The organism is Niastella sp. (assembly GCF_045805085.1).
In the GTDB taxonomy this organism is placed as follows: Bacteria; Bacteroidota; Bacteroidia; order Chitinophagales; family Chitinophagaceae; genus Niastella.
Genome location: NZ_JBJMLX010000025.1, coordinates 1 through 19,830, shown reverse-complemented (window position 1 = coordinate 19,830; position 19,830 = coordinate 1). Strand labels below are relative to the sequence as shown.

General features: G+C 46.0%; 15 protein-coding genes. 3 read left to right on the top strand and 12 right to left on the bottom strand.

The annotated features are described in order from the left end of the window. The 11 genes from ACJ751_RS01305 to ACJ751_RS01255 form a co-directional block, all read right to left on the bottom strand. A partial coding sequence (locus ACJ751_RS01305) for a family 43 glycosylhydrolase (protein ID WP_407743566.1) occupies positions 1-622 on the bottom strand: 622 nt, incomplete at its 3' end. Between the two features lie 85 nt (positions 623-707). Continuing rightward, positions 708-2,684: an alpha-L-arabinofuranosidase C-terminal domain-containing protein gene (locus tag ACJ751_RS01300; protein WP_407743565.1), complete on the bottom strand. Its 1,977-nt coding sequence runs from the start codon at positions 2,682-2,684 to the stop codon at positions 708-710. A gap of 668 nt (positions 2,685-3,352) precedes the next feature. Beyond that, positions 3,353-4,183, bottom strand: coding sequence for a 5-dehydro-4-deoxy-D-glucuronate isomerase (gene kduI / locus ACJ751_RS01295; RefSeq protein WP_407743564.1), 831 nt, complete (start codon positions 4,181-4,183; stop codon positions 3,353-3,355). A gap of 244 nt (positions 4,184-4,427) precedes the next feature. Then, complete coding sequence (locus ACJ751_RS01290) at positions 4,428-5,198, bottom strand: SDR family NAD(P)-dependent oxidoreductase (protein ID WP_407743563.1); 771 nt, start codon at positions 5,196-5,198, stop codon at positions 4,428-4,430. A gap of 162 nt (positions 5,199-5,360) precedes the next feature. Further along, entirely contained in the window at positions 5,361-6,893 is a 1,533-nt protein-coding gene (locus ACJ751_RS01285; protein WP_407743562.1) for a glycoside hydrolase family 28 protein, read from the bottom strand. Between the two features lie 102 nt (positions 6,894-6,995). Then, entirely contained in the window at positions 6,996-9,209 is a 2,214-nt protein-coding gene (locus tag ACJ751_RS01280; RefSeq protein WP_407743561.1) for a GH92 family glycosyl hydrolase, read from the bottom strand. Positions 9,210-9,397: 188 nt separating this feature from the next. Further along, positions 9,398-10,126, bottom strand: a complete 729-nt coding sequence (locus ACJ751_RS01275) for an MIP/aquaporin family protein (RefSeq protein ID WP_407743560.1) — start codon at positions 10,124-10,126, stop codon at positions 9,398-9,400. Between the two features lie 265 nt (positions 10,127-10,391). Continuing rightward, complete coding sequence (glpK, locus tag ACJ751_RS01270) at positions 10,392-11,876, bottom strand: glycerol kinase GlpK (RefSeq protein WP_407743559.1); 1,485 nt, start codon at positions 11,874-11,876, stop codon at positions 10,392-10,394. A gap of 153 nt (positions 11,877-12,029) precedes the next feature. Next, a complete protein-coding gene (locus ACJ751_RS01265; RefSeq protein ID WP_407743558.1) occupies positions 12,030-12,710 on the bottom strand; it encodes a GDSL-type esterase/lipase family protein in 681 nt (226 codons plus the stop codon). 59 nt (positions 12,711-12,769) lie between these two features. Beyond that, positions 12,770-14,188, bottom strand: coding sequence for a calcineurin-like phosphoesterase C-terminal domain-containing protein (locus ACJ751_RS01260; RefSeq protein WP_407743557.1), 1,419 nt, complete (start codon positions 14,186-14,188; stop codon positions 12,770-12,772). Between the two features lie 184 nt (positions 14,189-14,372). Then, positions 14,373-15,947 (bottom strand): glycerol-3-phosphate dehydrogenase/oxidase, encoded by a 1,575-nt coding sequence (locus ACJ751_RS01255; RefSeq protein WP_407743556.1) that lies wholly within the window; start codon positions 15,945-15,947, stop codon positions 14,373-14,375. A gap of 456 nt (positions 15,948-16,403) precedes the next feature. Here ACJ751_RS01255 and ACJ751_RS01250 point away from each other — a divergent pair, with 456 nt between their 5' ends. Beyond that, positions 16,404-17,168, top strand: a complete 765-nt coding sequence (locus ACJ751_RS01250; RefSeq protein ID WP_407743555.1) for a DeoR/GlpR family DNA-binding transcription regulator — start codon at positions 16,404-16,406, stop codon at positions 17,166-17,168. Between the two features lie 147 nt (positions 17,169-17,315). On the opposite strand, the gene ACJ751_RS01245 is transcribed toward ACJ751_RS01250, so the two are convergent. Continuing rightward, positions 17,316-17,855 carry an RNA polymerase sigma-70 factor gene (locus ACJ751_RS01245; protein WP_407743554.1) on the bottom strand — a complete coding sequence of 180 codons (540 nt, stop codon included), beginning with the start codon at positions 17,853-17,855 and terminating at the stop codon, positions 17,316-17,318. 91 nt (positions 17,856-17,946) lie between these two features. Between ACJ751_RS01245 and ACJ751_RS01240 the strand changes: the two genes are divergently transcribed. Together ACJ751_RS01240 and ACJ751_RS01235 are read left to right on the top strand one after the other, a co-directional pair. Beyond that, on the top strand, positions 17,947-18,825 hold the full coding sequence (locus ACJ751_RS01240; RefSeq protein WP_407743553.1) for an AraC family transcriptional regulator: 879 nt from the start codon (positions 17,947-17,949) through the stop codon (positions 18,823-18,825). A gap of 228 nt (positions 18,826-19,053) precedes the next feature. Continuing rightward, positions 19,054-19,830 (top strand): glycosyltransferase family 4 protein (locus ACJ751_RS01235; RefSeq protein ID WP_407743552.1); only part of this gene is annotated, 777 nt, incomplete at its 3' end.

Sequence of the window (19,830 nt, the reverse complement as noted above, 5' to 3'; positions counted from 1 at the left end):
TCTTAAACAGGAAGGGCGCCTCGATGGCAGTATTGCCGGGATCATTCCTTCTGCTGGCCAGGTTATACCATACTTCGGGATGCACCAATGAGATCAGATCATTGTTGAGTTTTACGAGTTTTATCCCACCCCAGAATGAACCAAAGGATAGCCAGGCCGTATCATTATCATCAACAAACAAATTAGGGTCTATGGCGTTCCAGTCGTCACGGTTGGGCACTGATTGAACCAGTTTGCCCTGGTCTTCCCAATGATAATCAGGCGAACCGGGATGCAGGGTCTTGTTGGTAGCCACGCCTATGCAGGAAGTGTTCTTGCCAAAATCGGAAACCGCATAATACAGGTAATACTGTCCGTTATGAAAGCTGATATCCGGCGCCCAGGTATGTCCTTTAAAAGCAGGCAGCTCCTTTAAGACCCATGCAGGTGGCTGAGCAAATACCGGTTCCTCTTTCTTCCAGTCAACCCTGTTTACCGACGACCACACAGTAATGCCCTGACCGGTACAAAACATATAGTATACACTGTCCTGTTTTATCAGAACAGGATCGTGCGCAGGAATGGTTTGAGCGACTGAAGACAGGCTCAGGAAAAAAAACAGGTATATGATTAAATACTTCATTACGTATACCATATGAAGCCTATCAACTGGTTAACTGGTCAACTGATTAACGGGTCAACCTGGTTTGAATGATTTGATAAAAACATCAATCCAACTTTACCCGCAACACGCTGAAAGAATATGGTGCTGTATTCAGGACTATTTTCTTATTCTTTATTGCAATCGTTGATTCAACAGGGGCTACGTTGGTTGGACTGTCGAATGAATTCACCGCGGTGAGGTCTGACTGCATGGTTAACAATTTGCCTTTGGCGGCAAGCTTTTTTACGCCATCCAGTTGCAAGGTATTGTTCTGTGCTTTGTCAGAGGCGTTCACCACTTTAATGATCAGTTCATTGGCAGCGGCATCGATACAGGCCGAAGCGTACAGACTGTCCTGCCCGGCCACTGCATCCTTGTTTAAAGTAATGGGTACTGCTTTGGAACCTTTGTTCAGGGAGAATAATTTTTGCACCTGGTAATCGGGTGTGCCATATGCCTGCAGGTTGTTCACCCAAATAAGATCGGGCGCCCATTGCCAGCCATCTACATTCGCAAACAACGGTGCATAGGAAGCCATGCCTACTACATCGGCATTGCGTTCCAAGCCGGTCATGAAAGCCGCTTCTGACAGCGCTGCCAGCCAGGTATTGCGCTTGCTGCCCACCGTATTATCAACGTGGGAGGCGTATTCACCACCAAAAACCTTTGAACCGGTACGCGGATAATTATCATAACGACGCGCATTCTGCAGGAACCATTCCGGTTTGCGATAATAATGTTCATCTATAAAGTCTGCATTCAGCTTGCGCAGCTCGCCGTTCAGATAATCGAAACGTTCGCCATTAGGATCGGTGCCTGAGCTGCAGATCAATTTTATATTGGGATATTTTCCTTTTATAGCTGCCTGGAATGCTTTTAACCGTTCAATATATTGTGGTCCCCAGTTCTCATTGCCAATGCCCATCATCTTCAGGTTAAACGGAGCGGGATGGCCCATTTCGGCCCGTACCTTACCCCATTTGGTATTTACATCGCCATTGGCAAATTCAATGAGGTCCAATGCATCCTGGATAAATGGATCGAGGTCCTTCATGGGAACCAGCTCTGCAGAATTGAACTGACAGGCCATCCCACAATTCAAAATAGGTAATGGTTCTGCACCAATATCATCCGCCAACTGGAAGTATTCAAAGAAACCCAACCCAAATGTTTGAAAATAATCCGGTGCATTGCGATAAGGAAACTCAATATTCCACCGGTTGATCATCAGTTGTCTTTCTTCAATTGGGCCTACTGTATTTTTCCAACGATACCGGTTGGTAAGGTCGAACCCTTCTACAATACAACCACCGGGGAAACGGATAAAACCGGGTTTCATGTCGGCCAGCAATTGTACCATATCGGCGCGCATGCCACCGGGGCGGTTCTTCCAGGTATCACCGGGGAACAGCGAGATCATATCCAGGTCAACCGTACCATTGCCTTCGAACCAGATATTCAATCTGCCTTTTAATAAAGTTTCATTGGCATGAAAAGTTACGGCTGCTTTATGCCAGCTGTCGCCTGCTTCGGTTAGCGACAACACCGTATCCCCCACCACTCTTTTTGTTGAGTCTGTGAGTTCAATATGTAATTTCGTATGTGCCTCTGGTTGACGATATAATACAGAGAAGTCATAGCGCAGTCCTTTTTTGATACCCATGCCGCGGAAGCCTTCATTAGTGAGGCCCAGATCGCCTTTTACCGCATTGTTCATGGTAACGCGCAGAAAGCGGGGATTGCGGGTATTTTCTTCGCCCCTGTTTATCACCAGCAGTTCACCTTCCACCAACTTTTTGCGGTTCACCGTCCAGCCCATCATTGGTTTAAAAAATTCAAACGACCGGTTCTTTACCAGCTCAGCATAAATACCACCATCGGCCCCAAAGTTGATATCTTCAAAAAAGATCCCCCACATGGTAGGATCAACAGTGGCTTTTGTCTGTGCAGCATTTACCACCAGGGTGTGGTTTACCTGGGAATAGTTTTTTCCAACAAGCATCGTTAAGATCAATAGCAAAAAAGCAAATCGTTGTTTCATTATTCTTAGTTCTTAGTTATTGAGTTTGTTAGTTTGTTAGTTATTGAGTTCATTAGTTTGCATTTAACTAATAAACTTACTAACTCAATAACTTACAAACTTTTCTTTTTCCCAAAACAGCAACACCAGCATTATTAAGCCTTGTAAATACCAAAGTACTACTTTTCTTACTCTCTCCATCACGTTCCCGGGAAACGTTGGCCTATCGTTCAGGTGATGCCACCGGCCAGGCATCGGATGTCCAGACTAATAGAAGGCCTGCCTGGTGCGCCCTAAAGCAATTGCAGAGACAATAATGTCATTATTACAATTATAATTATTTATTTGGAATTGGCCAAAAGAGTGTGTTGCAGGCCAGGGTTAGTTTCATACTCCTTACAGCAAAGGCGAATGCCGCGTAAAGCAAGGTATCTGTCTTTGGCGGATGAAATTTTTTCATACCTTTAGACAGTTTAAAGATGAATAATGGAAACAGGTAAACCATTCACGTTAACCTGTTTTGGCTTTAAGCAGGGGAATGTTGCCGCATTCCCCTATTTATTTAGTGAGTTTCGATTTCGCAAGCCTGCTCACCACTCACTTTCTCAACTCGTCAACTTGCTAACTTATAAACAAACGTCCCGATAGCCGTAAGGCGTATCGGGACGTAGCTACATATATATAACTCATTAGCGCAACTCGGTAATAGCGCAATGGTCCATATCACCATAATCGAGGTTTTCACCGGCCATACCCCAGATAAAGGTATAGTTAGAAGTTCCGGCGCCGGAGTGAATGCTCCAGTTGGGCGAGATCACCGCCTGCTCATTCTGCATCCAGATATGGCGGGTTTCCTGCGGTTCGCCCATAAAATGACAAACGCTTTGTCCCTGTGGTACTTCAAAATAGAAATATACTTCCATCCGGCGGTCGTGCGTATGGGCCGGCATGGTATTCCACACGCTGCCGCTTTTTAATTCGGTCATGCCCATTTGCAGTTGACAAACTTCCAGCACGCTGTTTACGATCAGTTTATTGATCACGCGGTGATTGGCCGTTGCCGGACTGCCCAGTTCCACCACATCCGCATCGGCGCGGGCAATCTTTTTGGTGGGATAGGTATGATGCGCTGGCGCTGCATTGATATAGAACTTGGCGGGTTTGCTGCCATCGGCTGATGCAAACTGCACCTCTTTTGTTCCCTTACCAATGTATAATGCTTCTTTGTAATCTAATTCATATTTCTGTCCATCGGCCGTGATGGTACCTTTACCACCTACATTGATGATGCCCATTTCTCTTCTTTCGAGGAAGAACTGCGCTTTCAACTTTTCAGGATTGGGTAAGCTTACGGCGCCTTTTACGGGCATAACACCCCCTGCAATATACCGGTCGTAATGCGACAAAGTAAAATGTGCAGCATCCGCTTCAAATAATTTATCTATCAAAAACGCCTTACGCAAAGCAGCCGTATCCATTTGCTTTGCTTCGTTGGGGCTTATTGCGAATCTATTATCCATGATTAGGTTTCTTTGTTTTTAATTGTTGTTTTTGAGGCTTCGAGAGACCGGGCAGAAGGCAGACGGACCGCGACGCGGCCATGAAGCATTTATAACTTAAACCCTGTCTACCTTATCAACCCTATCAACTATATTAACTCTATCAACTTCCTCCTTTATTCTCCCTACATCCTTCTTCCTTCTCAACTCGTCAACTTGTCAACTTGTTAACTGGTCAACTCGTCAACTGGTCAACTCCCCAACTCTACCTCCCCATCCAACCACCGTCAACGGTCAAAATAGTACCCGTAACATAATCAGATGCAGGAGAAGCCAGATATACCGCGGCACCCTTCATATCTTCGCCTTCGCCCCAACGGCCGGCAGGGATCCGCGACAGGATCGATTTCGCACGCTCAGGATCATTGCGCAAGGCTTCGGTATTGTCGGTTGAAATATAACCGGGGGCAATACCATTTACCTGTACGCCTTTGCTGGCCCATTCATTACTCAGGGCCATGATCAACCGGGCAATGGCGCCTTTGCTGGCAGCATAGCCGGGAACAGTGATACCACCCTGGAAACTCAATAAAGAGGCAGTGAAAATAACTTTGCCGCTTTCACGTGCGATCATGTCTTTACCAAATTCGCGGCTTAAAATAAACTGGGCGTTCAGGTTCACGTTGATCACTTCATCCCAGTATTCATCCGGGTGTTCGGCGGCAGGTTTGCGCATAATGGTACCTGCGTTGCAGAATAAGATATCAACCGGGGCGCATTCGCCTTTTACCTTGTCGATGAAAGCATAGATGGCTTTGCGGTCGTTGAAATCGGCCTGATAGGCTTTGAATGTACGGCCGGTAGCTTCTACCTCCTGCTGTACCTTACTGCCTGTTAATTCCAACGTTGCAGATACGCCAATAATGTCAGCGCCAGCTTCAGCCAGGGCCACAGCAATAGATTTACCGATACCTCTTTTGGCGCCTGTAACCAGTGCGGTTTTGCCTGCCAGTGAAAATTTTGAAAGAATGCTCATAATTAATTTTGTTAACGGAATACAATGCTTGCCAGGGTGAGAGAAGCCCCCTTCCGCCATAGCGGAAGGAATAAACAGGGCTGCAATTTCCTGCATGAGCGGTAGACTACCAAATTTTACGGGAAAGAAGTCTATCTATTTGCTGTTCATTGGCTTATGGCCTTATTTCACCACCATTACTGCTTTGCTGTTGTCGTAGGGCAGCTTCATGGCTGTCATAACGGGCGCCGGTACGTCTTTCAGTACGATCACGGGCGCCGGCTGGGTAGTGGGCACCTGCAAACCCTGCACCTGCAGTTGTTGCACATCCTCAACCACTATGGCTGGTCTGAAATCTGCTTTTTTGTATTGGAGTTTTACATTTTTGAGCTGAATACCGGTGGCATGCCGCATGTACAATCCCCAGCAGGGCAATTCGCCAAACATGGAGAATTCGGGATAATCACCTGCATTTTCGGGTACTTTTGCCAGCGAGTCAATGTCGAAATGCGCTACCGATTTACTGCCACCGCCTTCATAGGTGATGCTGATATTTTCCAGCGTTACATTTTCGACGGGATTGCCGGGCAGTCCGGTGATGGAGGCAGGAAATACATTGTGCGGATAGGTCAATGCCGGGCCTTCCATTTCATAGCCTTTGTCGGGCTTGCCGGCCGGCACTTCTACCTTCACGTTAGTGATGTGGATATTGCGCACCTTGCCAATGGGCGCTTCTTTTTTGCGATGGCCGAGGCGAATAAAGATGGCATTGCCGGTATTGGTGACCTTGATATTTTCAATGCGCACATCTTCCAGCGTGCCGCCATCTACTGATTCCAGCGCAATGGCCGAGCGGTAGGTATCGTATATTTTCAGATTCTTTACGGTTACATGTTTGAACCCGCCATGGGAGGCGGTGCCGAACTTCAGCGCGCTGGCGCTGGAACGCACCACGCAATCACTGATCTCAACGTTCTCGCAAATAGCGGCATCATTGTTCGATTTTAAACAAATGCCATCATCATCGGCGTTTACATTACAGCGGGTGATCTTTACATTTTTGCAGTTGTCGATATCGATACCATCGTTATTGTAATACGCGGTGCTTTGCACACGAATACTGTCTATCGTTAGGTTACTACATTCGTGGTAGGTTTCTACCCAGCAGGCGGCATCTTTTAATAAGATCCCTTTTATGGTAACATGGTCGCATTTATTGAAAGTGACCAGGTGCGGGCGGTTAAATTCTGCCGAGCGTTTTTGTCCCCAGGGATTAACGGTTTGCCATTGGGGGTCCTGCAGGGTGCCTTCTTTTAACATGCGGTCAACATCAGCCACTACTTCCCTGCCCCGTCCATCGATAGTACCGGTGCCGGTAATGGAAATATGTTGTTGGTTATCGGCAACGATCAGCGCCGATGCCTTTACTGTACCATAATCACTGCGTTTTGTGCTGCCCAGCAACATTGCATTAGCTGAAACATGCAAGTCAACACCCGATTTCAATTGAAGCACACCGGTCACAAATCTGCCGGCGGGGATCAGCACACGGCCACCGCCATTTGCGGAAGCTTCATCAATAGCTTTTTGAATAAACAGCGTGTTGTTGGTGCTGCTATCGCCTTTTGCGCCAAAGGAAGTAATGTCGTAAACCTTCTGAGCGAACAATGTTGTAGTGACAGTCAATAGAATTAATAACCAGGCAGTTTTTTTCATTTGGAGCTTTTTCGTGAAACGTCAAACGTGAAACGTGAAATCGGCAATCCGCAATGAAACCCCAATCCTGGTCAACAGGTTAACTGGTCAACTGGTCAACTATCAATATTCAGATCTGGGTTTATCCAATTGCGCACCCGGTTTGGCTCCCATAACTATAGTCATCGTACCACCATTTCTGATCTGCTGGTGCGTGATATAGCTATGGGGCCAGGGCTTGCCATTTAGAATTACGCGTTGAATATAGATATTCTTTGGACTGTTCTGTTCTACTTTTAACGAAAACGTTTTCTTATTTGGCAGTTGGATCGTTGCTTTATCGAACAACGGACTGCCTAAAACATAGGCGCCGCTGGCCGGAAATACGGGATAAAATCCCAATGAAGAAAAGATATACCAGGCTGACATTTGTCCGCAATCTTCATTGCCACTGATGCCATCGGTGGTATTGGCGTACAGGTTTTTCAGAATGTACCTTACTTTCTCCGCCGTTTTCCATTGCTGGCCGGCATAAGCATATAAATAAGTGGTATGGTGTCCTGGTTCATTGCCATGCGCGTACTGACCGATCATGCCGGAGATATCAGGCGGAGATTTGGGATCAAATTCTATTTTCAGCTTAAAGAATTCATCGAGGCGGTTCACAAAAGCCGTATCGCCGCCCAGCAGTTTTATCAATCCTTCCACATCCTGCGGCACTAACCAGGTATATTGCCAGGCATTGCCTTCGCAATAATCATCGATCCAGGGATGGCTCGTTCTGCCGGGAGCAAAAGATTGGTTCCATTCGCCCTGCTCGTTCTTCCCCCTGAAGAATCTGGTGGTGCTGTCGAAATAATTGCGGTAATAATGCGAGCGCTTTGTAAATAACGCGGCATCGTCGGCTTTGCCCATTTGTTTTGCCATGAGCGCAATACTGCCATCGCTGATGCAATATTCCATGGCCTTGGCTACCGATTCCTGTACTTTGTTATTGGGAATGTAAGTAATGGATTTTACATAATTGAGGCCAAACTCATCGCGCAGCGAGGTGTGCTGAACGGCTTCAAAAGCCAGCGCGGTATCAAATCCCCGGTAGCCTTTGAGATAGGCTTCTGCTACTATTTGCACGCCACTCATCCCGGGCATCAGGTTGGTTTCATTACCGGCCAAATGCCAGATGGGTAATTTGCCCTGCTGCTGGTAAATGGCCAGCATGGTGTTCACCATATCATTCACCCGCTCTGGCTGAATGATAGTGTATAATGGATTCAAGGCGCGGTATGTATCCCATAAAGAGAAGATGGTATAGTTCTGAAAGGTCGCTTTATGCGTTTGTTTATCCGGCCCCCAATATTCGCCATTCGCATCATTGAATAAAGCGGGGTCAATCATGGTATGATACAACGAGGTATAGAAGATCTTTTTTGCCTCAGCATCCTTCGTGTCGATGGCAATCTTACCCAGCTCCTTGTTCCATTTGGCATCAGCATCCTGTTTCACCTTCGCGAAATTCCAATGCGGAATTTCTGCATTGATATTGGCCAGTGCATTGGCTGAACTCACCGGCGAGATGCCTACTTTCAACATAATGGTGCCAGGCGCCTTTGCAAAACCAAGAATGCCTTTCATGCTGTCACTTTTTGCTGCCCCATATACATTAAACTGCTGTATGGGCGCCGATAAGCGGATAGCAAAATACAACCGTTGGTCCGGCGCCCAGCCTTTTGAAAAGCGATAGCCATAGAGTGTGGAATCATCTGCTTTTTCGAGCCAGGTTGCGGTGGCTTTATCACCGATACCATCTTTGAGATCGATCAGGATGTGAGCCGCTTCACCCGCCGGGAACTGGTACTGATGAAATCCTACCCGCTCGGTGGCTGTTAATTGTACCTGTATATTGTAATCATCTAAAGTAACCGCATAGTAACCGGGTTGTACCTTTTCTTTTTTGTGTGAGAAATGTGAAGAAGGGCCGGCTGTCGGTTCCTCCAGTGTTACTTTACCCGTTTTAACCGGACCGGTAAAGGGCATGATGAGCACATCGCCCAGATCGGGCATACCCGTGCCGCTCAAATGCGTGTGGGAAAAACCTTTAATAATGCTGTCGGTATAATTGTAGCCGGAACACCAGTCCCAGCCCCGGAAAATATTATCAGGACCCAGCTGCACAGCCCCAAACGGCACATTAGCGCCCAGGAATACGTGCGCATGACCAGCCGTACCAATGTATGGATTTACAAGATCTGTATAATGCTGGGCGAAGGAAAATGAATGGAATAATACAAAACAGAGAACTGCCACTATATTTTTAAAACTATACCAACTACCTTTCATGCGAATGAATTTACGATTATTCAGCTGCAATATAATCGTGAATCGGCAATTGGCAATTTTGGCCTCCCCCCAACCCCCTCCGGTGGAGGGGGAGTAATACAGCCTCGCGATATTATTTAACCTGTTAACTTGCCAACCTTATCAACTATATCAACCCTATCAACTTGTTAACTCGTCAACTGATCAACTCACCTCAACGTCAAACGTAAGAGCGCTGCCATGACTGCTCCTATGATGGGGCCGATCACGGGAATCCAGGCATATTTCCAGTTGCTCTTACCCTTTCCTTTTATGGGTAATAATGCGTGTACAATGCGGGGACCCAGGTCACGCGCAGGGTTTATGGCATACCCTGTGGTGCCACCCAGTGATAAACCAATGGCCCAAACCAGGAACGCTACCCGTACTGCGCCCAGCGAACCCAATCCGATGATCGTTTTAGGTTCTTTGATCTCGGCATCGGTAAAATAGAAAACCACAAAGACCAATACAAAGGTTCCTATGATCTCACTTAATAAATTGAAAGTAGTATTTCGGATAGCCGGGCCTGTGCTGAACACCGCCAGTTGTGTATCGGCATCATTGGTTGCATCGAAATGATCGCGGTAAATAAGCCAGGCTAAAAAAGCACCCAGCATGGCGCCGAGCAATTGCGCCCCTATGTACAGGGGTACTTTGTCCCACTCAAAATCACCGGTAATGGCCAGGGCAATAGTTACAGCGGGATTCAAATGCGCCCCACTATATGGAGCTGCAACCACTACCCCAACAAATACAGCCAGCGCCCAACCGGTAGTGATCACTATCCAGCCACTGTTGCTGCCCTTGGTCCCTTTTAAAATTACATTCGCCACAACCCCAGCCCCTAACAAGATCAAAAACATGGTGCCGATCACTTCGGCGGAAAATGGAGACATATTGTTAAGTTTATCGTTAGATGGTTTTCTCCCTGAAGGAGAATTTTGTATAGTTATTCGTGAATCGGCAATCGTGAATCGGCAATGAATCGTGAAACGTGAAACGGCAAACGTGAAAGGGTTCGCGGCAGAGTAATACTCCTCACTGCTTTCATCCTTCACTCATTTCCATCCTTCGCCCCTTTATCAACCCGATCAACCCTGTCAACTTTATCAACCTGCCATTACGACCTGGTTAACTGGTCAACTGGTTAACTGGTCAACTTTACTCCTCTGCCCAAGCTTTAGCCGCCTTAATCGCTTTCAACCATCCCTTTGTTAACTGACTAGCATCGGACCCGTCGGGTGAAAAGCTTTTATTGAGCTTCCATTGCTTTTTTATTTCATCGATGTTCTTCCAGAACCCTACGGCCAAACCAGCGAGGTAGGCCGCGCCAATGGCAGTGGTTTCGGTGATCTCAGGACGGATCACCGTTGCCTGTAATACATTGGCCTGAATTTGCAGCATCAGGTCATTGGCAGTAGCGCCACCGTCTACCCGAAGTTCTTTGATCGGTTTACCAGCATCGGCCTGCATGGCTGTCAGCACATCCATGGTTTGCAAGGCAATGCTTTCAATAGCAGCGCGGGCAATGTGCGCTGAGGTAGTGCCACGGGTAATTCCTACCATCGTACCGCGTGCATGCTGGTCCCAATAAGGAGCGCCCAAACCGGCAAATGCCGGAACCAGGTATACACCGCCGTTATCTGGTACACTGCTGGCCAGCGCTTCTACTTCTGCAGAATTTTTTATAATGCCCAACCCATCCCGTAACCATTGCACAACGGCGCCCCCAATGAAAATGCTGCCTTCCAGTGCATATTGCACTTTGCCATCAATTTTCCAGGCAATGGTGGTTACCAGGTTATTCTTTGACAAAATAGGTTTGTCGCCAATATTCATCAACATAAAACAGCCGGTACCATAGGTATTTTTTACCATGCCGGGTTCGGTGCACATTTGTCCGAACAAGGCCGCCTGCTGATCACCGGCGATGCCTGCAATAGGAATTTGTGCCGCCAGGATCTGCGCATCGGTTTGCCCATACACTTTGCTCGAGGAACGAACGGTTGGCAACATAGCAGCCGGTACATCCATTATTTTCAATAGTTCTTCATCCCAGGTGCAGGTATGAATATTGAACAGCATGGTGCGCGATGCATTGGTAATATCAGTAGCGTGTACTTTTCCACCGGTGAGTTTCCATACCAGCCAGGTATCGATGGTGCCAAAGGCCAGTTTTCCTTCCTGTGCTTTTTTCCGGGCGCCCTCTACATTGTCTAAGATCCAGCGGATCTTGGTGGCGGAAAAATAAGCATCCACGATCAGTCCGGTTTTCTCCTGGATCAACTTGCCTGACTGTACCTTCAACTGATCACAAAAAGCAGCGGTACGTCTGTCCTGCCACACAATAGCATTGTGCACCGGTACGCCGGTTTCTTTATCCCATACCACGGTTGTTTCGCGCTGGTTGGTGATGCCGATGGCGGCTATATCGGTTGCTTTCAACCCGGCCTTGCTCACCGCTTCAACGGCAACGGCCAGTTGTGTGCCCCAGATCTCACTGGCATCGTGTTCTACCCAACCCGGTTGCGGATACAACTGGGTAAACTCCTTCTGCGCTATTGATATTATGGAACCGGCCTGATCGAAGATGATCGCCCGTGAACTGGTAGTTCCCTGATCGAAACTTAGGATGTATTGTGGCATAGTTACTTTATATAATCGTTAGTGGTTTATGTGATGCTTTAGTGGTCTGGTGTACAGTTCCAGGTTGCAGGTTACAGGGAATACATACAACTTGCTTTCCTTTAAACTTGTAACCTGCAACCTGCACTTATATATTTTGTTAACTCTTCACTTTTACAAATACTGCTTAAGAATCCCCGCCCACACTTTATATCCTTCCGCGTTCAAATGCAATCCATCCTGCGTATACCGTTTATCGAGTTTGTTGCTGGCATCCAGGAAGTGCGGGTGCAGATCGATCAATGTGATCTTTTCTTCTTCCGCTATCTTTTTCAGCTCCGTGTTCACAAAGGCGATATGCTCGTCTTTATTATAATGTTTTTTAAACTGGGTGAACTCGTTATTAACGGGTAACAATGTATGAAAATAGATCTTTGTCCTAGGCGATTCCGCTTTTATCTGTCTGATGATACGGCGATAGTTGTTTACGATCAGCGTATCGGGAATATTATGCTCAATATCGTTAATTCCGATCAACACAAACACTTTTGCCGGCTTGCCTTCGGTCACTTCGCTCAATCTTTCCAGTACGCCATAAGTAATGTCGCCGCTAATGCCCCGGTTTTTGCAATTCGGGTTTTGCAGCAGTTCGGCCCAATCAACTCCCTGGGTAATGCTGTTGCCAAGAAAAATGATGTCTTTTGAGGAATTCGGATAGCTTTTAAACTGTTCTAACCGTAATTTATATGCACCCGGACGAACCGCGCTGTCAATGGTTGCCTGTTGCGCTAATACGTTCACATTCAATGAGATCATGGCTATGCAGGAAACAATTCCAAGCAGCTTTTTTTTCATATGAGCTTTTATTTAAGTTAGGCTGTAAATATATGTAGAACATATTATTCACCGCGCTGTCAGACTGTATATTCTGCAGAATATTGCTTGCCAAAACGATCCACCGCTACCACCTTCACCTGTTTGGCCGATGCCGGAATTACGGCGCCGAATAAATGATCTGTTTTTTTTGGTTCTGCAAAACCACGGGGTTTGGGCAGTTCGGGTCCTTCGTATAAGGCCACCGCTAAAACATCAAACCCTTTCTCCTGTTTAAAGTCGCTGTGTTTGGCGCCATCTACCCAGCATTCTACCGTCCATGCAGGATCGTAATTCCATACATTCACCTGCAGCTTTTTGCTGGCGGCATCCTGCTCCTGTACATTAATACTTACCTGGTGATCGGCTGCTGCACCGGTTGACTGATAATACCAGCTCAAATCGGTGCCCTTTACTGAATACACACCGTAGCCTGAAGGCGTACCATCGCCACAGATGGGACCCGTCCACCACGCGCCGCATACGGTGCCATGGTTGTGCTCAAAAATATCGTTCTGAATTACGTTGCGGTGGTAGTGCGTATGACCCGACATGATATGTACATTACGGCCTTTCAGCACGGCATATAAAGCATCGTTGTTTTTTACTTCGTTATGAACCGGAATATGCACGCATACGATCACGAGGCGATCGTTTGGTACAAACGAAAGATCTTTTTGTAACCAGGTTAATTGTTCTTCTGAAATATAGCCATCGTACTCGCGGTCTTTACCAAGGTAACGCACATCGTCCATTACCACATAGTGCACTTTACCCCTGTTGAAGGAATACCACGTAGGGCCATAATGTTGTTGAAACGTATCGTCTGACATATCATCGCCGCCTTTGTTGTAATCCATATCGTGGTTACCGATACATTGAAAGAATGGAATACCCATTTTTTCAACGGCCACATTGTAGCTGGGGAACAAGTCGTGGTTATCCCATACCAGGTCGCCAACACATATGCCATGCAAAAGAGCGCCATTGGCAGCTTTTACGAATTTCTGAACATCAGGCACCGATTCCGCCATCATGCGGTTCACGTCTTTTTCATTCTTTACCTGCGGATCGGCCCAAATAATAAACTGGTGATTGGTATCGTCGGTGGTCAGGGGTTCCAGTTCAAAGTTGATGGGTTTGCGGAAGTTAATATCCTGCACCATTTTGTAATGGCGGGATAATCCTCTTTCATGATTGAATTCAAAACCGGCAGGGGTAGAAACAAAAATGGCTACGGCATTGGGATGCACTTCCATTTCATACTTTCCCTTACTATCGGTAGCGATCACGGAATATCCATCGCTTACAATTACATCTTTTAATCCTTTACCTTTTGCCAGCACGGCGCCTTTTATTTTCTTATCGCCACCAAAGAATGCCTTTGCTGGTGAAAAAGGCGTCAATGCCCAGCCTGCAGTCAATAAACCAAGGGAGGAGAGGAATCTTCTTCTTTTCATTTATACAGATTATTTTCTTTTAATCGGGCATTATTCCACGAAATGGCAATGAGTTTGTTAGTTTATTAGTTCGTTATTAGGTTTTAAACTAACAAACTCAATAACTTAATAACCTAATAACTTAAACTTAGCACTCCAAATGCATCACTGAAAACTATAACCGCTCAATTTTAAACTTTCAACCTTAAACTAACAAATACCGTTCTGCAAGTTTCGTATACGCTGCTACTTGTTCACGTATCCAACTTTCATTTTTACCCAACTCTTTCGCCATTATAGTAGCTACCGGCTCCGCCATGCGCATACTTTCGCGGGCATCCAGCAGCAAGGCTCTCGTCCGGCGCGACAACACATCTTCAACGGTGCGGGCCATTTCGTGCTGCACGGCCCAGATCACCTGCGCTTCATGAATTTGCAAACTGTTACTCAGCCATTGGTTGGCATGGCCGTTCATCAAGGCTTTCACGTTGGCAGTATCACTACCATAGAAATATAAAGGATCGTTTAAATTAACATTGGCCATGGCGCCGTGTATGGACAAATGGCGGGTACCGGTTTCTTTGTGCGGCCACTGCAATTCCTTCTCTATCCGGTCAACCATATCCTCCCCCATTTTTCGGAAGGTGGTCCATTTACCGCCTAAAATGGTAAAAAGGTGCGAAGGCGTTACCATGATCTTATGACTGCGCGAGATCTCTTTTGTTTTTTGTTTGCCGTCTTGTGGTGCTGCGAGCGGACGTAACCCGGCAAAAACGCTTAAAACGTCGCTTCGTTTTGGTTGCTCCACCAGGTAATTGGCTGCATTTTCCAGGATGAAGGCAATTTCTTTTTCCAGGGCCTGCGGTTCCAGCGAAGCTTCCTTCACCGGCGTATCTGTGGTGCCCACCACTACCTTTCCATGCCAGGGCACGGCAAAAAGCACCCGCCCATCACTGGTAGCCGGGATCATCAGGGCATCATCGGCCGGATAAAATCTTTTATCCAGCACCAGGTGCACACCCTGACTGGCCGTAATACTTTTTGAACCTGTTGGATTATCCAACTGCAATATGTCATCTACAAACACGCCGGTAGCATTCACCACTGCTTTTGCTTTGCAGGTATAGCTTTGATTGGTTTCAATATCCTTAACGGTCACGCCCGAAATATGCTGACCATTGTCTTTAATAAGCCCGGTCACTTTCATGTAGTTCAGGGCTGTCCCACCTTTCTCGATGATCGTTTGCACCAGGTTAATGGCCAGGCGGGAATCATCGAACTGTCCATCGTGATACAGCACGCCACCCACCAAACCTTTAGATCTTATGTTTGGCAGCTTGAATAATGCTTTGTTACGTGGAATAAAAACCGATGCGCCCAGGCTCAGACGGCCTGCAATCCAATCGTACAGTTTAAGCCCGATGGTGTATTTCAGGCGGTCCCACCAGGTATAGATAGGAATAATGAAAGTCTGATTTTTTACCAGGTGTGGTGCATTGCGCCATAACAGGCCGCGCTCTATACTGGCCTCTCTAACCAATTGAATATCACCCTGAGCCAAGTAGCGCACGCCCCCATGCACCAGTTTGGTACTGCGGCTGGAAGTGCCTTTGGCAAAATCGGCCTGCTCCACCAGCAAGGCGCTGTATCCCCTGCTAACTGCTTCTAAAGCAATACCTAAGCCAGTTGCTCCACCCCCAATTACGATCAGGTCCCAGTCTTTTTGGGTGGTCAGCCTGTTTACCAGCGCCCCGCGATTTTGTTCAGTTTCAGCTTCCATTCTATATCGAAAACTTTCGTTTTATTTCAATTAATATAAAATACAATGTTATAGAAACAATTTGAAACTTTAAATAAAATGTTTCGAAAGTGATGGAACCCGTTTGCGCTTTCACCCGTATTAAGGACGCTTTGTAATGAAGGCAGGTACTAGTCTGAACTGGGAATAGTCTGAACTGGGATTTATGGGATGGATGGGATAGTGACATTATGGTAGAGTACTACTCAGGATATTCTCAAGGTATTCTCTGAACACTCTCTGGATACTCTCTAGATACTCTTATGGAGCATGTATGGTTCCAGAGTAGCTCCAGAGGGGTCTTAGAGTGTACTCAGTCCATTGTGCTACCAGTTTACTACCATCCCGGCACCATTCCATCACTATCCTTATCCCATCCATCTCAAAAATCCCATACATCCCAGTTCAGACTTTTTTATTTAATTTGGCGTAACGATTATGATCTCACAAACTGAACGCCATCAATTTATACTGAACAAACTAAGCAAGGAAAGCTTTGTTAACGTGCTTGAACTATGTAAGGAACTGGATGTGTCTTCGGTGACCATCCGAAAGGACCTGAAACTGCTGGAGGATAAAAGCCTGCTGTTCCGCACGCATGGGGGCGCCACCATCAATAACCCGTATACTATTGACCGCCCCGTTAATGAAAAGGAGAAACTGCAATCGAACGAGAAAATGCGGATCGGCGCTACCGCTGCCCAACTCATTACCGATAACGATTCCATCATCATAGCCAGCGGCACTACCGTGCTGGCGCTGGCGAAGAATATGCCATCCAAATTGAATGTGACTGTTATTACCGCCTCTTTACCGGTTGCGACAGAACTGAACAAACACGCCGATATCGAGATCATGCAGCTGGGTGGCATCATTCGCAAAAGCTCTTCTTCCGTAACCGGACCTTACGCGCAAAAAATACTCACCGATTTCTTCTGCAGTAAATTATTCCTGGGGGTGGATGGTATTGACCTTGAATTTGGCCTCACTACTACCAGTGTAATGGAAGCGCACTTAAACCGTCAAATGATCGACGTATCCCAAAAAGTGATCGTGCTTTCCGACTCTACCAAATTTGGCAAACGTGGTTTTGGCCGCATTTGCGGACTGGAAGAAGTTGACCGGGTTATTACAGATAAGGGAATATCGGAGCATTTTGTTAATCAATTGGAGAGTCGCGGTATAGAGGTAACTATTGTTTAACCCCCCAGCCCCCTAAAGGGGGGAGCCGTGAATCGTCAATCGTGAATCGTGAATGGTTCCCGATTATTCAATTTAATAAACGAACTTATGCCCCTCGAAATTTATTGCCGATTGCCGATTGCCGATTGCCGATTGCCGATTGCCGATTCACGATAACATATTCTCCTTTAGTAGCCGCAACGCTGCTACCATATGGTTTTCTACTGTATTTTTCGACAACCTTAATCTGTCAGCGATCTCTTTATACGAGCTGCCCTCTTCGCGGCTCATGGTGAAGATGCGTTTCTTTTGTGGGGGTAACCGGTTTAGCGAGGTTCTGTATAAACTTTCCAGTTCTTTATGTAATATGCGGCTGTCGGTAATAAACGAGCTGGGCGGTTCTATGGCCGTTAACTCCAGCGACACCGTAGCCAGCTGTTGTTTGCGAAAATGATCAATCAGTTTATTTCTTACCGATTTATATAGATACGCAGATAATGACAGGCTGCAGTTCAATTGATCGCGCTTTTGCCAAATGGCCAGCATAACGTCCATCACTATTTCTTCCGACACTCTTTTATCAGGGACCACTTTCATGGTATAGCTATACAGTTTATAAAAATAACGATCGAATAAGGTTCGATACGCTTTCTCATTGCCGCTTCGCCACAGTTCAATCAAATGGCTGTCAGTTGTGTTTACATTCATAGCAAATCGTTGTGCCATTAAAATTATTGCTATTATTGTACCGGGCAGTTGCCCGATTTGATATTTGCGTTGTACTTTTTGATATTAATAAATGGTCAATTTTTACAAATACCTGCCTGTAAGCACCACGGATGAAAGCTGGGGGTTGAACGTACTGAACACCGGCTGTACGCATATTGTGGCTGGTTCCTCATACCCCAATGATACGCATCCTGCGCATCATAATTTCAATTGGGAGAAAGGAAGGGTATTGCACGAGTTCCAGGTTATTTATATCACCAAAGGCAGCGGTATTTTTGAATCGAAAAGCGGCGGTAATCAACCCATTGCTGCCGGTTCCATCATATTATTATTTCCGGAAGAACGACACCGCTATAAGCCCGATAAAAAAACAGGTTGGGATGAATACTGGGTAGGCTTTTCAGGACCCATTGCCAAAAACCTGTTAAGCAAAAGATTCTTTACACCTGCCAATCCGGTAATCCCTGTTGGTTACCAGGAAACGCTGTTGAACCTTTTTCAGGAGATCATTGATAAAACAAAAGAAGAGAAAGCAGGTTACCAACCGCTTATTGCGGGCACGGTATTACATTTATTAGGAACTGTTTATTCGCTTTCGCAACAGGAAAAATTCAGCGGACAGGATGTGGAAGCCATTGTTGATAAAGCCCGTCTGCTTTTTCGTTCGAGCATCGAGCAAAATATTTCACCGGTTGATGTGGCGCATGAACTACAGATCAGCTATTCGCGGTTCAGAAAAATATTTAAAGAATATACCGGCCTGGCGCCCGGCCAATTTCAAATACAACTGAAAATACATAAAGCAAAAGAACTGCTTACCCATACAAAGAAGTCGGTAAAAGAAATTGCGTTTGAGCTCAACTTTGAATCAAACTTTTACTTTTCTAAATTGTTCAAAGAAAAAGTTGGTATAACACCAATACAGTTTAGAAATAAGCAAATGAAGTAATCACTTTCCCCTGGCACCTGAATTGCGTATTCCTTAATAACTTAATAGCACTTATGCTTTCATTTTGAAAGAGATAGTGATTAAATAAGGAGCGTTATTATGAATGATTATTTACATAATAAACCACCTGACGCAAATTTTCCCCATTAGTAGACCCCTCAACATACCCTTACGCTCAACCAACGAACTTTGTCTTTAATAGTTTTAATTAAAAAGAAAAATATCGCTATGTTGAGAATTGCACAAATAGCTCCACTCATTGAATCGGTACCACCTAAATTTTATGGTGGCACGGAGCGGGTAGTAGCTTATCTTACCGATGCATTGGTAAAATTAGGACATGATGTAACCCTGTTTGCATCGGGTGATTCAATAACCAAAGCCAGGCTGGTAGCTGTAACACCTACCGCCTTGCGATTGAGTGATTGTGTAGACCTAATGGCGGGAAATATTCTGCAGTTGCAGGAAGTAATGGACCGCTTGCACGAATTTGATCTGTTACATTTTCATACCGATTATTTACATTTTCCCGTAACCCGTCGAATCCATAAAAAAACACTGACCACTTTGCACGGCCGGTTGGATATCCCTGAACTAAAACCTTTGTACGAAAAGTTCAATGATATGCCGGTGATTTCCATCTCCGATTCGCAACGCCGGCCATTACCAATGGCCAACTGGGTAGACACTGTATATCATGGTTTACCGACCGACCTGTATAAATATGGCAAAGGCGAAGGTGATTATGTGGTATTCCTCGGCAGGTTCTCCCCCGAAAAAAGGGCCGACCGCGCCATTGAAATTGCGCGCCGCGCGAATATGAAAATAAAGGTCGCGGCCAAGGTAGATAAAGCAGATGAAAAGTATTTTGAAAAAGAGATCCGTCACCTGCTCGATCAACCCCATGTTGAATACCTGCATGAAGTTGGTGAAAAGGAAAAAGGTCCGTTGCTGGCCAATGCAAAAGCATTACTGTTTCCTATAGACTGGCCCGAACCATTTGGC

Coding starts and splice junctions, on each gene's coding strand:
- ACJ751_RS01300 (WP_407743565.1), bottom strand. CDS start 2,684: ATGAAACAACGATTTGCTTTTTTGCTATTGATCTTAACGATGCTTGTT.
- kduI (WP_407743564.1), bottom strand. CDS start 4,183: ATGGATAATAGATTCGCAATAAGCCCCAACGAAGCAAAGCAAATGGAT.
- ACJ751_RS01290 (WP_407743563.1), bottom strand. CDS start 5,198: ATGAGCATTCTTTCAAAATTTTCACTGGCAGGCAAAACCGCACTGGTT.
- ACJ751_RS01285 (WP_407743562.1), bottom strand. CDS start 6,893: ATGAAAAAAACTGCCTGGTTATTAATTCTATTGACTGTCACTACAACA.
- ACJ751_RS01280 (WP_407743561.1), bottom strand. CDS start 9,209: ATGAAAGGTAGTTGGTATAGTTTTAAAAATATAGTGGCAGTTCTCTGT.
- ACJ751_RS01275 (WP_407743560.1), bottom strand. CDS start 10,126: ATGTCTCCATTTTCCGCCGAAGTGATCGGCACCATGTTTTTGATCTTG.
- glpK (WP_407743559.1), bottom strand. CDS start 11,876: ATGCCACAATACATCCTAAGTTTCGATCAGGGAACTACCAGTTCACGG.
- ACJ751_RS01265 (WP_407743558.1), bottom strand. CDS start 12,710: ATGAAAAAAAAGCTGCTTGGAATTGTTTCCTGCATAGCCATGATCTCA.
- ACJ751_RS01260 (WP_407743557.1), bottom strand. CDS start 14,188: ATGAAAAGAAGAAGATTCCTCTCCTCCCTTGGTTTATTGACTGCAGGC.
- ACJ751_RS01255 (WP_407743556.1), bottom strand. CDS start 15,947: ATGGAAGCTGAAACTGAACAAAATCGCGGGGCGCTGGTAAACAGGCTG.
- ACJ751_RS01250 (WP_407743555.1), top strand. CDS start 16,404: ATGATCTCACAAACTGAACGCCATCAATTTATACTGAACAAACTAAGC.
- ACJ751_RS01245 (WP_407743554.1), bottom strand. CDS start 17,855: ATGAATGTAAACACAACTGACAGCCATTTGATTGAACTGTGGCGAAGC.
- ACJ751_RS01240 (WP_407743553.1), top strand. CDS start 17,947: ATGGTCAATTTTTACAAATACCTGCCTGTAAGCACCACGGATGAAAGC.